The following is a 14,023-nucleotide window of genomic DNA, read 5'->3' on the forward strand; positions in this document are numbered from 1 at the left end:
GGATTGAGGCGGCGTGGAAGGAGTGATGTTGCAGCGTATTTGTCGGTGATTTCGATATTGCCGGTGCCGCAGTGGCCGGATTTACCGTCGGTGGCGCTTGGTTCATATCAAGCAGGCGCAGTTCGCCCTTCGAGCCAGGCCAAGCGCTGGAAGTTATAGGCCAAGTTGGCCATGCCGATCTTGATGGTAGCGCGGGCGATGCCGATGGTGCGCACGACCAGCCCCATGCGGTTCTTTTGCCCGGCGAACACATGCTCGACCTGGGCGCGGATCTTGGAACGCCGGGTATTGGCCTTGGCGATCCGCTCAGGCAACGCTCGCCGCGGTTTACGCCGCTGGTGAATGTGGCTGGTGAACATGCCACTGGCCAGGAACGCCTCGTTCTTCTTGGATCGATAGGCGGTATCAGCCCAGACGCCGGAGGCAGTGTTGTCCTTACTGATCAGAACCGGCAGCCGTGCGCCGTCATGGGCATTGGCGGCGCTGGCATCCCAGGTGCGGATCAGCCCATGGGTTTTGTCGATGCCGATATGATTCTTGTACCCGAACATCGGGATGGCCAGATCGACCGGCCTAGCCGCCTTGGGATCGGCGCCCTCTTTGATCTTGGCCTTGCTGTACTTGATCGACCAGCGCGCATCACGGTCCTTTTGCCGGGTCTTGGCCGGCTTCCAGCCCTCGGGCACGCCGCCTTCCTTGATCGCTGCTTTCTCCGCTTCGGTATTGCGCTGTTTGGGTGCCTGCACGACCGTAGCGTCGATGATTTGCCCGCCCATGGCGAGATAGCCCCGATCCTTGAGGGCAGCGTCGAAGCGAGCGAAAAGTTTGTCTATGGCCTTGGCATTTACCAGGCGTTCCCGAAACAGCCACACCGTGGTCGCATCCGGCACGGTGCCATCGAGCCCAAGGCCCAGGAACCGTTGGAATGACAACCGGTCTTTGATCTGAAACTCGGCGGCCTCGTCCGACAGCGAATAGAGCGCCTGTAGAACCAGAATCTTGAACATCAGCACCGGATCAAAGGGCGGTCGCCCACCCTTGCCGCGAACGCAGCGACGAAGCGCTGCCACCAGCGGACCACGGAAAACCTCGAAATCCACAACTGCCGCTAATCGCTCCAGCGGATCGCCCGCCGCGCTCAGCGCATCGTACCGGTCCGAAAGATCGAAGAAACCAGGCTGACTTGCCATCATCGCCTCCTACGCATCGCCGACGAAGTGAATCAAATCCGCCGATCAAACGCCAGAGTTTTTCGAGGTGTCCAACTGGCTGATAAATCCGTTTCTCTCGGTTCGAGATTACCTTCGACCCTGATGAAGAAGTCGTCCAAGTCCGCTCTCACTTCCGGGCTCTCTCCCGCCGTGGTCGCTTTCTCGTTCCGGGAAAATGGCGAAAAGTTGGCTGAACTCACCGGTCCGAAAAGTCCTTTAGGGTTGCGGCTTGTCACAGTGATCGTCGGCAATATCCTTCCACCACTTTCGAGTCTGCTGCCCATGTCGAGTACTGTAGCAACAGCCGCCGAAAAGGACGCGCCGTACAATTCATAGAGTACAGTGCTCAAACGAGACTCGTAATTTAAATCCCCGCACTTTAATCCCGAGAAAACACCCGCATTATCGGTGGATTCTTTCAATGATCGTTCTGCCGCCGCTAGGCTGCGATAACCGGCAGCCTGCGCGATAGCCTTCCGATACCACGTGTACTTAGGGGCCGACAGGTCTTGGTATTCGGGACGGGATAAAACTTCGGAGACAGCCTTCTCCAGTTGCGCTGCACGCTCCGAAAAAATTCCCTGGGCATACGTTTTGGGGCGCTTGGAACGCGACATCGTACAATCCTCCAGTCGTACAATGCAGGAGTCACGTACGGCTCTTCACTCCCGCATATCGACGGATCGATCGTTGCGATGAATTCTGGCTGGGATCACCCCTTCGAAGCCCATCACTGAGCCTGCCGTAGCCGCGCTGTGCCAGCAAGCGCTCAGGCATATCTAGCCCATGTCGGGTCACAAAACAAGGAGCGCATTTGTCATCCCGTCGAATGATCGCTCCAAGCAACATAGCAGTTCCTCCAGCTTGTTGGGGCTGGGGTCATTTTAATTATCTGGAGTAGAATCGATGCCCTCATCCCGCAAATCCGCGCCTGCGCGCGAACCGCTCGACATAAATCTCGACTGCAAAGAATACATAATCGACTACCTCGAACGCGCCTTTCCGACCCGCCAGATGCGCGTTTTCAAGGACGACACCGGCACGCCGCGATCGCTGCCGATGGTGAGTGAGGACGGCCATCCGGTCTACAATCCCGAGGCGCAGGCAGCGCGCGACGCGCTTATCGAGAAGCTCTGCGCGATGCCGCCAATCAAGTCGGCGCTCGACGCGCTGCTCGAGCATTTCGGGCACGACAATGTCGCGGAGGTCACTGGCCGAACCAAAAGGCTCATCACCGCGAGCGATGGACGGCAGAAACTGGAGAACCGGTCGGCCCGCACGAGCCAAGCCGAAGCCGCGGCGTTCATGGCGGGCAAGAAGCGGATGCTCGTCTTTTCCGACGCCGGCGGCACCGGGCGCAGCTACCATGCCTCGCTCGACGTGGCGAACCAGGAGCAGCGCGTGCATCTGCTGCTGGAGCCGGGCTGGCGCGCCGACCGCGCGATCCAGGGGCTAGGCCGGACCCATCGCACGCATCAGGCCACCACGCCGCTGTTTCGCCCGGTGACCACCGACTGCAAGGGCGAGCTGCGCTTCACCAGTACGATCGCACGGCGTCTCGACAGCCTCGGGGCGCTCACGCGCGGCCAGCGCCAGACCGGCGGGCAGGGCCTGTTCGATCCCGCCGACAACCTCGAAAGCGAATATGCCTGCGCCGCGCTTCTCTCCTGGTTCGACCTGCTGGCTGCGGGCAAGCTCTCCAGCACCACACTCGACGATTTCCAGCATCGCACCGGCCTTGAACTGGCCAACGAGGACGGTGTCCTCAAGGACGAGATGCCACCGATCCAGCGCTGGCTCAATCGCATCCTCGCGCTGCCGATCGCGCTCCAGAACAGCATCTTCGACGAGTTCCTTTCCCTGATTGAAACGCGCGTGTCTGCCGCGCGCGAAGCGGGGCGCCTCGATGTCGGCGTCGAAACGATCCTGGTCGACAAGGCGACGCTGATCGATGACGTGGTGTTGCGCACAGACGCGCGCACCGGCGCCACCTCGCATCTGCTCACCATCGAGATCGCGCGGCGCCGAAATCCCGTCTCGCTCGAGCGCATCCTGCGGATCGCCGATGGCGACGGAAGCGCCGGCTTCATGATCAACCGCAAGTCGGGCAAGGCGGCGCTGCGGATGCGGGCGCGATCGCTCATGGAGGAGAAGGAGGGCACGCCGATCCCGCGCGTCGAGATGATGCGGCCGACGCGCAACGAATATATGCGCGAGGATGATCTCTACGAATCCTCCTGGGAGGAGGTCGACCGCGAAGCCTTTTGCACCGAATGGTCAGCGGAAGTCGAGATCGCACGCGAGACCGTCGACAGTGAGACCATCCGCCTCGCAACGGGCCTGCTCCTGCCGATCTGGTCGGCGCTGCCGAGCGATCACATGGCAGTCAACCGCATCGTCGACGGGGAAGGGCGGTCCTGGCTCGGGCGCCTGGTGTTCGACGATCATGTGCCCCAGCTTTTCACCAAGCTGGGCATCGATCGGTCCGAAACACTGCCGGCCGATGCCGTGGTCAGGGCGGTGACGGCCGGGCGCAGCATCGACGTCTCCCATCCGTTTCCGCTCACGATCAAGCGGTCGGTCGTCAACGGTTCACCGCGAATTGAGCTCGTCGGTTGCCCATATGACCGCTTGGCCTGGCTCAAATCCATCGGTTGCTTCACCGAAGTGATCCAGTACCGCACCCGCATCTTCGTGCCGATGGCCTCGGCTGAGACGCTTCTGGCCCAGATTTTCGCCGAGCCCGGATGACTACTACGCGCCCTTTGAATCCTCGACGAACGGTGTCGAGCCGATCCGAGTTGGCTAGGGGGATGCCCTTGTCTGGTCGTACCTGGCATCAGCGTCAAACGGACGCTCGGCTCCCGGCCGTGTCCGGGTCGTTGGAGTCCTGAAGCTCGAGAGAGGGAAGGGGGAAGCGAAGCTGGTGTTCGGGCTGATCCGGACGCCAGATGGAGCTCTTCCCATGACCACTTCCGTTAAGCTCGCGAAGCTCACGCTCTCGCCCATCAATGTCCGCAAGCGGCCCGACGACCTGCTCGAAATCCCCCAGATGGCGGCCGATATCGAGGCGCGGGGTGTCCTGCAGAACCTGCTGGTCACGCCGCTGAAGAAGCCGCGCGGTACCTTCGAGGTGTTCGACGGCGGGCGCCGCTTGCGCGGTCTGCGGATGCTCGTCGAGCGCGGCGTCATCGACCCCGAGACTTACGATGTTCCCGTCAAGGTCCTGGTCGGCGACGAAGCCACGCTGTCGGAGACCTCGACCGCGGCGAACTTTCATCAGCTGAAGATGACGCCGGCCGAGGAATGCCGCGCGTTCCAGTATTTCATCGGCCTCAAGGGCGACATCGACGGCGTTGCCAAGCGCTTCGGCCTGACCCGCCGGTTCGTCGAAGGTCGCCTGCGCCTCGCGACCCTGGCCGAGCCGATCTTCGAAGCGCTGAGCGAGGGCTCAATCACGCTCGACGTCGCCAAGGCCTATGCATCGACCGAGAACCAGGAGAAACAGCTCCTCGTCTGGAGCAGCTACGGCAGCAGCTATTCGAACGCGGACACCATCCGCCGCGTCATCGCCAACGAGACGATGAATTCGACCGATCCCGTCGCCATCCTGGTGGGCGAAGACCGCTACGCGGAAGCCGGCGGCAAGGTCGATCGCGATCTCTTCAGCGACAGCGGCGACAAGTGGGTCAATCCCGAGATCGCGCAGCGGCTCGCCGCGGACATCATGGAGGCGGAAGCCAAGCGCGTCGGCGAGGAACTCGGCCTTGGATGGATCCGCCCGATCGCGTCCAACTTCACGCACAGCGCCGCCGCTGGTCTTTATCGCGTCATCCTGCCTGCACCCGAACTCACCGAGGAGCAGGAGACCCGGCTCGAAGAAATCTCGGCGCGGCAACAGGCCATTTCCGAGGAGATGGCCGACGATTCCATCGGTGAGGATGCCTGCAAGGCCCTCGACCAGGAATATGACGCGCTCACCGACGAGGATTATGCGATCCGGAACGTGGCGCCCACGTTGCCCGATGAGCTGCGGCCGCAAGTCGGCGCTTTCCTCAAGCTCACGCCCAAGGGCGCAATGGTACTCGACACGGAATATTATAGCGAGGAGCCGGTGCGGGTCGGCGGCACCGAGGACGAGGCGAAGGAAGGCGAGGATAGCGTCACGATCGGTCGTCCCACCGGGGGAGGCCGGGAAGGCGCCGCTCCAGTCCCTCGTCCCGAGGCCGTGGCCCCCGGAGGCAAGCCGCTCAGCGCGCGCCTCTACGATGAGCTCGCCATGCAGCGCCGCGACGTCTTGGCCGCGACGCTGCTCAGCCATCCGGCGCTCGCGCTCGACTATGCGCTGTTCGTCATGATCGACGACCGCATGAGCAGCTCCGCCGCCTACGGCTCGACCATTCGCGCCCGCTCCCCTCAGGATCCGGTATCGGGCGAGCTGCCGTCGACGCGGGCCCGAGCCTATTTGGCCGAAGCCCATGACGGGCTCGACGCGGTCTGGACGGAGCACAGCAGCGAAGTCGAGCGGTTCGAGGCGTTCCGGGCGCTTGACGACGACGGCAAGGCGGCTTGGCTCGCCTATATCGTCGCGATGTCGCTCGAAGCGCCGAGCTACCGTGCCGATCAGTGCCCGCTTCAGAACCGTCTCGCGACGATCATGGGAGTCGACGTCGCAAGCTGGTGGCGGCCGACCTCGGAGAACTTCTTCGACCGCGTCAGCAAGGGCTCGATCCTGACCTTGCTCGCCGAAGTCGGCGGCGCCGCGCTGACCGCCCGTCACGCCACCATGAAGAAGACGGAGATCTCGCAGTCCTGCGCGAAGCTCTTCGCAGGTGAGGCGATCGTCGAGCCGGAAGTTCGGGATACGGCGCTCGCTTGGGTACCGAACGCGATGAGGTTCCGCGACCAGGTGGACGTCGACGATCTCGACCTCGAGGAGGGTGCCGGCGAACAGCCGGACGATGCCGAGACCGTCGACGCGGTTGAAGCGAGCGAAACGGGGCTCGAACCGCACGCTGACGAACAAGGCGCGCTCGCGGCCTGAAGCCTCGCCTTCTGGATGTCCTGACCGCCGGCGTGCTTTCCCGCGTCGGCGGTTCCTTTTCCTCTCCACTCGGGAGTCCCCGCCATGCCAGTCTCTCGGCGATCCAGCCGCGATGTTGCCGCGGAAATCACGGACCTCATCATCCGCAAGCTCGAGGAAGGCGTCCCACCGTGGTCGAGGCCGTGGCGCATAAGCGGCGGCGGCGGTCGGCCGCTCCGTCATTGCGGGACTCCGTACACGGGGATCAACACGCTCTATTTATGGGCGCTCGGAGACGCGATGGGATATCGTTCCCGGTTCTGGATGACCTATCGCCAGGCCGAGGCGCTCGGGGCCAATGTTCGGCGCGGCGAAACCGGCGCAATCTCGGTCTACTATTCCTCGTTCAAGAAGCTGGAGGAGCATCCCGAAACGGGCAAGGAGGTGGAGCGCAACATCCGCTTCCTTCGCCATTACATCGTCTTCAACGCCGACCAGATCGATGCGCTGCCCGCCTATTTCTATGCGCCAGACGAGCCGCAGATGCCGGTGGCGCCCTCCCTCCGCCAGGCGGCAATCGATGCTTTCTTCGCCGGCATCCCCGCCGATGTGCGCCATGGCGGCAACCAAGCCTACTTCACGCCGACCTTTGATTATATCCAGATGCCAAATCGGACATCGTTCCGCAGCATGGATCTGTACGCATCGACAAGGTGCCATGAGACAGTCCACTGGTCGGGCCATGCCGACAGACTCGCTCGCACCTTCGGCAAGCGCTTCGGCGACAAAGCCTATGCATTTGAAGAGCTTGTCGCCTTATCTGGACAGTCTGCGCCGCCCGCAACATTGCAGTAAGGTCGGCGATGGACGCCCACGGTAGGCAGTAATCAGGCTGGCCGTAGCGCTGACCCAAGAGCTGGCGGAGGCCAGCCTGATTGCTGCCGGGCCATAGCGCGCATCGGTGTGAAGGTCAGCTTCCGGGTGGGGGGTCCGGGGGGAGGGCTTCGCGCCGGTGTCGATCATTTCTGTTTACGAGCGCCGCGAGGCCAAGGGCCTCGATGCGCATGTGCCGCTGATCCAGCGCGGCGACGCGCTTTATGATCCCGATCTGGATCGCTTCTTTCTCGACCTGCCGCTGTCGGACGTCCGCTCGCGGCACTCGCTTCGCGCCTATGCCTATGATGTCGTTGTCTGGCTTCGCTTTCTCGATGCCTGCGGCAAGACCGTGTGGGCTGCGACCCGCGACGACGTCGATGCCTATCATCGTGAGCGACGCCGCGACGAGGCCGATCACCGGATAACGGCCGCAAGCTGGAACCGCGCCGTCGCCAGTCTCGATCGCCTTTACCGTTGGGGTGAACAGCAAGGGCTGATCACCGACGCGCCGTTCAGCCGCCGCGCCGTGTGGCGACCGGCGCATGGTGGCCGTCGCGGCATGATCGCGGCGCGCAACGACGCCTATGAACGTGTCGCCAGGCGATCGGATGTCCGGTTCGTCACGATGGACGACTACCGCATTTTCGGCGAGGTCGGCCTGCGCGGGCTCACCCCTGACGGCACGGAGCGCCCCGGCGCTCGCGACCGTAATGGGCTACGCAACGCGCTGTTCGCCGATCTTCTCGTCACCACTGGCCTGCGCCTCGAAGAGGCGTCGGGCTTGCTCACCACCGAGCTCGCGGCGATCGACCGCGCGGACGGCGATGCTGGGCAACTTTGGCTGCCTCTCCCGCCGCCGCTCACCAAGGGCGACCGGGGACGCAGCGTTCTGGTCCCACGCCGGCTGCTTCGTCAGATCGCCGCCTATGTTGCCGTCGAGCGCGCAGCGGGCGTGGCCAAGTTCGCCGCACGCGATGGCGCGGCCCGCTTCGAGCGACCGATCCCTGTCACCCGCGCCGGTCTCGACCGCATGCGCGATGTCTGCACCCCGGAGGAACGATGCCGCCTGATCCTGTGCGACGAGGATGGATCGCCCCGCGAGCCGGCGGCGCTATGGCTGACCGAGGTCGGGCAGCCTGTCCGCCCCAACTCGTGGGAGGTGATCTTCACCCGCGCCTGCAAGAGGTGCGCGGAGAACGGCTTCCCGCTGTCGATCAGCCCGCACCAGCTTCGCCACACATTCGCGGTCCATATGCTCGCCTTGCTGATCCAGCAGCGGCTGCGCGAAGCGGCATTGCCGGCGGGGCCGGTGGAGAGCTATCGTTTGATCCTGGGCGACCCGCTGCAACAGGTGCAACGCCTGCTCGGCCACGCGAGCCTCACCACCACCTATATCTACCTCGACCATATTGCGACCCGCGCCGATACGGTGGATGCGGCGGTCGAGGAGCTGCTCGCGCTGCTGCCGGGACCGCAGGGCGCATGAGCGGGCGTGCCCGCAAGGGTCGGCCCGTCGTCTTCTCGCCGATCACGCCCGAGCCCGTGCAGCCTGATCCCGTGCTCGGCCTCAAGTTCACCATCGAGGCGCGGCATGGCGGGACGGTCCTGATCGATATGGCCGCACTCGATCCTCGTCCGCTCGCCATCGCCTTCGCCGGCGCGCTGCGTCGGTCGGCCGCACTCGGAGGACCGATCGGTGCGGCGAGCGTCATCAAGCAGTATTTAAATGCCTACCGCCTGTTCTTCGCCTGGCGTGGCGACGAAGCGCTGAACGTGGCTGGCGTCGGCGACCTGCGCGCAGCCCATATCGATGGGTTCGCCTCCGCGCTCGACCGCCGCGGGATGGGCGCGATCCACCGGCACATAACGGTCGGCAAGATCGTCAACACATTGCGCGCGATCGAGGCAGACTGGCCCGATCGGATTGCGCCTGACCTGCATGAGCGGCTGCGCTACACACTGGCCACGTCGGCGGGCCGCTCGACCCCGCGCGATGCTTATAGCCCCTTCGTCGCCCGCGTGTTGCGCGACGCCGCGAGGACCGACGTCGAAGCGATGTTCCGCCGTCTCGGTGCCGACGACCGCATCGATGAGGGCGACCCGGTCATCGCCAGAGCGCGGGCCGACGTCGAAGCCATCATCGCGCGGCAGGGCTTTATCGTTGCAGACCATCCGGCGCTGAAGAGCCTCTATTTCATGCGCATGCGGCGCGGATTGCCGATCAGCACGCTCATCGACGATCTGCATGGCCGCCATCACCTGCTTGCGCGCGATCTGCCGGCGCTGCTCGTGCTGCTCACGCTCGATACCGGCCTCGAGCCCGAGTGCCTGAAGGCGCTGACCACAGATTGTCTCACCAACCCCCATGCCGGCACGGTGGAGCTGCGCTATCTGAAGCGCCGCGCCCGCGGCGCCGAGCACAAGAGCATGCGGGTGCGCGATGGCGGTGGCGGCACACCGGGCGGCCTGATCCGTCGCCTGATCGACGTCACCGCCGCCGCCCGCGAGCACCTGCCTGACGATTGCCTCTGGGCCTATCACAACGTCGGCGGCCTTCGCGGTGGCATTTTCGATCTCAAGCACCAACTTGCAGCCTGGGCTCTGCGCCATGGCATCAGCGATGATGACGGCAAGCCGCTCCACCTGCTGCTCTCCCGGCTACGCAAGACCCACAAGGCGCTATGGTACACCAAGACCGAGGGGCACATGACCCGCTTCGCGGTCGGCCACTCGCGCGAGGTGGCGGCGCGCCACTATGCCGATCTGCCGTCGCTCCGGCCCCTGCACGAGACGGCCATCGCCGACGCCTTCCGCGCGGCGGTCGCTGCCGCGATGCCGACCGTGCTTCCGCCCACCGCCGAACAGACGTTGCGCGAAGCGCCCGATCAAGCTGCGCCGCTGATCCCGCTGGCTAACGTGGGGCCGTTGCTCGACGGCGAACTGGATGTCTGGCTCGCCGCCTGCGCGGGCTTCCATAGCAGCCCCTTCGCCGAGGCCGGATCACCCTGCGCGCAGCCCTTCTGGGGCTGTCTCGATTGTCCCAACGCCGTCATCACCGCGCGCAAGCTCCCCGCGATCCTCGCTTTCCTCGCATTCGTCGAAGAGCAGAGGCTGAGCCTGCCCGCGACCGACTGGGCGGCCAATTTCGGCCGCGTCCATGCCCGCATCACCGCCCAGGTCCTGCCGGCCTTCTCCGATGCCGTCATCGCCGATGCGCGCCGGCAGATGGAGAGCGAGCGGCTTTATCTGCCGCCAGAGGTCCGCACATGACCATGCCCGCCCATGCCCAGGCGCCCGCCTTCGACGATCGCCCCGTGCTGGCGAGTGCGCCGCTCAAGGAAGGCCATATCCGTGAGGAGCTATCGCGCGTCGGCGACCCGAGTTGGGATCTCGGTCCCGCCGTCTTCCGCGAGAACGCCCGGCGCTGCCACGTTACCGTGCATTTCGACGTGCTCGAACATGCCGATGTCCAGGCAGCGATGCGTGCCTATCTCTACGCGCGCCTCAACGTCGATCTTCCCGGCTATCGAACGAAGTTACCACCCGCCTGCATACGCCAGGTATTCAACCGTGCTCGCCGGTTCTTCGCCTTCGCCCGTGAGCGGCTCGGACGGCTCGACGTTTCCCGTATCGATCCGCCGTTGGTCGATGCCTATGTCCGTCATCTCCGCGACGATCCTGCCCGACGACCCGTCATCGTCGGTCACCTCCTCGAAGTGGTCTCCGATCTCTATTACTATCGTGACCACCTCGCTGGCGGAGGCCTTGCATTCGAGCCCTGGGCCGGACAGGCGCCCGCCCGCGTTGCGGGCTACCGCCATGTCCGGGAGAACTGCACGCCGCGCTTCCCGGAAGTGGTTATCGCCGCGCTGCTCGCCTGGTCGTTGCGCTACGTCACCATGTTCGCTGACGATATTCTCGCCGCCCGCCACGAGCTTGATCGGCTCGAAGCGCGCCGGGATCGCCTTGCCGCCGACGACGCGGGCCTTCCGGACGCGGATCGCCGGCAGCGTCGCCGCGCCCGCCTGAACGCCTATTTCGATCGCCGCCGCCGCGAGGGGCGCGGCGTACCGATCTGGGGCACCGCTCATAACGGCAAGCTGCGCATCGATCCGGGCACCGGCGCCGTGACCCCACCGATCAACGCCCATCTCCTGCATCTCCATGCCGGGATAGACGTGCAGGCCGAGCCTGGCGCGCATTTCATGCTGACTGGCGGTGAAGCGAGGTTGATCGACGCAGTGGCGGCCGAGCTGGGGGTCGAGGTCGGCGGCATGGACACGCCGATCACCATCGATCCCGAGAGCGGTCGGCCATGGCGCGAGCGCTTCGACGCGAAGACTCTCGCACACGAGGAACGGATGCTCCAGGCCGCCGCCTATATCGTGTGCGCCTACCTGACCGGCATGCGCGACTGCGAGGTGCAGGCGATGCGGCGCGGGTGTCTCTCGATCGCGCGCAGCGAGGACGGCCTGATCGAACGGCATCGCATCCGATCGACCATCTACAAGCGCCGCGCCGCCGCGGGCGAGGCGGCGAGCTGGGTGACGATCGAACCGGTCGCAGACGCGATCGCGGTGCTCGAACGTCTGTCGGCAGGCGCGGCACGCGCCAGCGGCAGCGATACGCTCTGGCCGGTGCTTCGTCCCCGCGCTGTCAGCAAGACGCATCTGTCGAGTGAGGTGGTGCGCCAGCTCAACACCTTCCGCGATCACCTCAACACCGCCTTCGGCAGCCCCGATGAGCCGGTCATCCCGCCCGGTCCCGATGGCAACCCATGGCGCATCACGACGAGGCAGTTCCGGCGCACCATCGCGTGGCACATCGCCAACCGTCCGTTCGGCACCATCGCCGGCATGATCCAGTACAAGCACGCCTCGGTCGCCGCGTTCGAAGGCTATGCCGGGACCAGCGCATCGGGGTTTCGCGCTGAGGTCGAGGCGCAGCGCCGGCTCGGTCAGATTGACGACCTGCTGGACTATTTCGACCGGCGTCAGGGCGGCGCATCGCTCGGCGGTCCGGCGGGACCGCGTATCGCACGGACGCTCGACGATGCCGCCGTCAAGCTCGGGCCATTGCCCGCCATGATCGCCGATCGCGCCCGCCTGCGCGTCATGCTCGCCAGCGTCGCGCGCACCTTCCATGTCGGCCCGCTCGCGGATTGCTTCTTCGATCCCGCGACCGCGCTCTGCCTCAAGCGCGTGACGACCCCCGATCCGGCACAGCCGCTCACCGCCCTGTGCGAGCCGACCCGCTGTCCCAACGCCTGCATCACCGCTCGCCATAGGCCGGCCTGGGAACGCGCGGCGGCCGATGCCAGGGCGCATTTACGCGAACGGCGCATCTCCGATCTTCAGCGTCAGGCTCTCCAGCGCGAGCTTGATCGCCTGACCGCGGTGATTGCCGGGATCGATCCTCCCGCGCCGTAGACCACCCCGGCTGTTGGCGGAGTCCTGCGCCGGTCGGCGCGCCCGCGCAACGGCTCTGCCGTCCTTCGCTTCGCTGCGGCCCTGACGGGTGCGCGAGCCCCCCTGTGCCCGGCGCGAACGGGCCTCCGCCGTCGGGGATGGTCCCCGGCGCGAGAACGAAAGAACAGATCATGTCAGCCTCACAACGCTCAGACGTCTATGCTCGCGTCACGCAAGCGATCGTCGACGCCATCGAAGCCGGCACCGCCACCTGGCGCATGCCATGGCATCATTCCGGCGCCGACGTCACCCGCCCGACCAACGTCGCCAGCGGCAGGCCCTATCGCGGCATAAATACGGTCTCGCTCTGGGCGGCCGCCTATGGCAGCGGCTATACGAGCGGGGTCTGGGGCACCTATCGCCAGTGGCAGGCGCTCGGCGCGCAGGTCCGCAAGGGTGAGCACTCCAGCCTCGGCATCCTCTGGAAGGAGTTTCGCGCGAAGGATGACGACGCCGGCGACGATGACGACCACCGCCGGCTTTTCGCCAAGGCGTTCAGCCTGTTCAACGCCGATCAGGTCGATGGCTACGCGCCCGAACCGGGGCCGGACCTGCCCGAGAGCGAACGCCTCGCCGCCGCCGAAGCCTTTATCGCCGCGCTCGGCATCGAGACTGTCTACGGCTCGGCCAGCGCCTATTATCATATCGCCGAAGACCGCATTCACATGCCGGATTTCAGAGCCTTCCACGATGCCCACGGCTTCTACGCCACCCATATTCACGAGGCGGCTCATGCCAGTGGCGCAGCCCACCGGCTCGACCGGGATTTCAGCGCCAAGTGGACCAGGCACGCGCTTGCCATGGAGGAAGCGACCGCCGAACTGACCGCATCGTTCCTGCTCGCCGATCTCGGGATCGCGCACGAACCGCGACCCGATCACGCGGCCTATATCGCCTCCTGGCTGCAACTGCTCAAGGACGAGCCCCGGGCGATCTTCACCGCGGCGAGCAAGGCGCAGGCAGCGGCCGACTGGATGCACGCCCAGCAGCCATGATCAGGCATCTGATATCTCTGCGTGGAGCGCCTGCAACAGCGGACAGCCCGGATCCTGGCCCGCATCGCAGGCGCGCACCGACGCAGCCAGAACCCGTTCCATTCGTCTGAGGTCGGCGATCCGCGTGCGCACGTCCTCAAGGTGCGAGGCCGCCAGTTCACGCACGTCGGCACAGGAGGCCTGTCCACCCGCCGCCAGCCCCAACAGCGCGCGCACCTCGTCGAGCGTGAACCCCAGTTCCCGGGCGCGGCGCACGAAGCCGAGACGCGCCACATCCTCAGCGCCGTAATTGCGATAGCGGCCACGCCGCGGCGGGATCGGCAGCAGCCCGATCCGCTCGTAATAGCGGATCGTCTCGATATTGCAGCCGGTGCGGCGGGAGAGCTCACCGATCTGGATCGCGCCGGTTCCAGCCATCGTAAAAATACCTCTTGAGTCTGTAGCAACTAC

9 protein-coding genes and 1 pseudogene are annotated in these 14,023 nt (G+C 65.3%); 7 read left to right on the forward strand and 3 right to left on the reverse strand.

The genetic code is table 11. The features are described 5' to 3' along the window. Positions 1-107 precede the first annotated feature (107 nt). Complete coding sequence (locus tag ACNHGR_RS00675) at positions 108-1,190, reverse strand: IS5 family transposase (protein ID WP_031309815.1); 1,083 nt, start codon at positions 1,188-1,190, stop codon at positions 108-110. A 32-nt stretch (positions 1,191-1,222) separates the two neighbouring features. Further along, positions 1,223-1,828 carry a hypothetical protein gene (locus ACNHGR_RS00680; protein ID WP_475283829.1) on the reverse strand — a complete coding sequence of 202 codons (606 nt, stop codon included), beginning with the start codon at positions 1,826-1,828 and terminating at the stop codon, positions 1,223-1,225. A 442-nt stretch (positions 1,829-2,270) separates the two neighbouring features. Here ACNHGR_RS00680 and ACNHGR_RS00685 point away from each other — a divergent pair, with 442 nt between their 5' ends. The 7 genes and pseudogenes from ACNHGR_RS00685 (at position 2,271) to ACNHGR_RS00715 (ending at position 13,573) form a co-directional block, all read left to right on the forward strand. Then, entirely contained in the window at positions 2,271-3,962 is a 1,692-nt protein-coding gene (locus ACNHGR_RS00685; protein WP_349304025.1) for a strawberry notch C-terminal domain-containing protein, read from the forward strand. A gap of 214 nt (positions 3,963-4,176) precedes the next feature. After that, entirely contained in the window at positions 4,177-6,255 is a 2,079-nt protein-coding gene (locus tag ACNHGR_RS00690) for a ParB/RepB/Spo0J family partition protein (RefSeq protein ID WP_017183287.1), read from the forward strand. Positions 6,256-6,339: 84 nt separating this feature from the next. Further along, positions 6,340-7,059: pseudogene (locus ACNHGR_RS00695) on the forward strand (ArdC family protein); the annotation flags it as partial. A gap of 187 nt (positions 7,060-7,246) precedes the next feature. Continuing rightward, positions 7,247-8,596, forward strand: coding sequence for a tyrosine-type recombinase/integrase (locus ACNHGR_RS00700; protein WP_170172298.1), 1,350 nt, complete (start codon positions 7,247-7,249; stop codon positions 8,594-8,596). Beyond that, entirely contained in the window at positions 8,593-10,380 is a 1,788-nt protein-coding gene (locus ACNHGR_RS00705) for a hypothetical protein (RefSeq protein ID WP_170171450.1), read from the forward strand. Before ACNHGR_RS00700 ends, ACNHGR_RS00705 begins: the two co-directional genes overlap by 4 nt. Next, positions 10,377-12,539, forward strand: a complete 2,163-nt coding sequence (locus ACNHGR_RS00710; protein WP_008068559.1) for a hypothetical protein — start codon at positions 10,377-10,379, stop codon at positions 12,537-12,539. The genes ACNHGR_RS00705 and ACNHGR_RS00710 overlap by 4 nt, the downstream gene beginning before the upstream one ends. A gap of 170 nt (positions 12,540-12,709) precedes the next feature. Next, positions 12,710-13,573 carry an ArdC family protein gene (locus ACNHGR_RS00715; protein ID WP_018076189.1) on the forward strand — a complete coding sequence of 288 codons (864 nt, stop codon included), beginning with the start codon at positions 12,710-12,712 and terminating at the stop codon, positions 13,571-13,573. Here the strand turns inward: ACNHGR_RS00715 and ACNHGR_RS00720 are convergent, their stop codons facing one another. Beyond that, positions 13,574-13,990 carry a MerR family transcriptional regulator gene (locus ACNHGR_RS00720; protein WP_008068555.1) on the reverse strand — a complete coding sequence of 139 codons (417 nt, stop codon included), beginning with the start codon at positions 13,988-13,990 and terminating at the stop codon, positions 13,574-13,576. Between the last annotated feature and the right edge of the window lie 33 nt (positions 13,991-14,023).

The organism is Sphingobium sp. RS1 (genome assembly GCF_056156825.1).

Coding starts and splice junctions, on each gene's coding strand:
- ACNHGR_RS00675 (WP_031309815.1), bottom strand. CDS start 1,190: ATGGCAAGTCAGCCTGGTTTCTTCGATCTTTCGGACCGGTACGATGCG.
- ACNHGR_RS00680 (WP_475283829.1), bottom strand. CDS start 1,828: ATGTCGCGTTCCAAGCGCCCCAAAACGTATGCCCAGGGAATTTTTTCG.
- ACNHGR_RS00685 (WP_349304025.1), top strand. CDS start 2,271: ATGGTGAGTGAGGACGGCCATCCGGTCTACAATCCCGAGGCGCAGGCA.
- ACNHGR_RS00690 (WP_017183287.1), top strand. CDS start 4,177: ATGACCACTTCCGTTAAGCTCGCGAAGCTCACGCTCTCGCCCATCAAT.
- ACNHGR_RS00705 (WP_170171450.1), top strand. CDS start 8,593: ATGAGCGGGCGTGCCCGCAAGGGTCGGCCCGTCGTCTTCTCGCCGATC.
- ACNHGR_RS00710 (WP_008068559.1), top strand. CDS start 10,377: ATGACCATGCCCGCCCATGCCCAGGCGCCCGCCTTCGACGATCGCCCC.
- ACNHGR_RS00715 (WP_018076189.1), top strand. CDS start 12,710: ATGTCAGCCTCACAACGCTCAGACGTCTATGCTCGCGTCACGCAAGCG.
- ACNHGR_RS00720 (WP_008068555.1), bottom strand. CDS start 13,990: ATGGCTGGAACCGGCGCGATCCAGATCGGTGAGCTCTCCCGCCGCACC.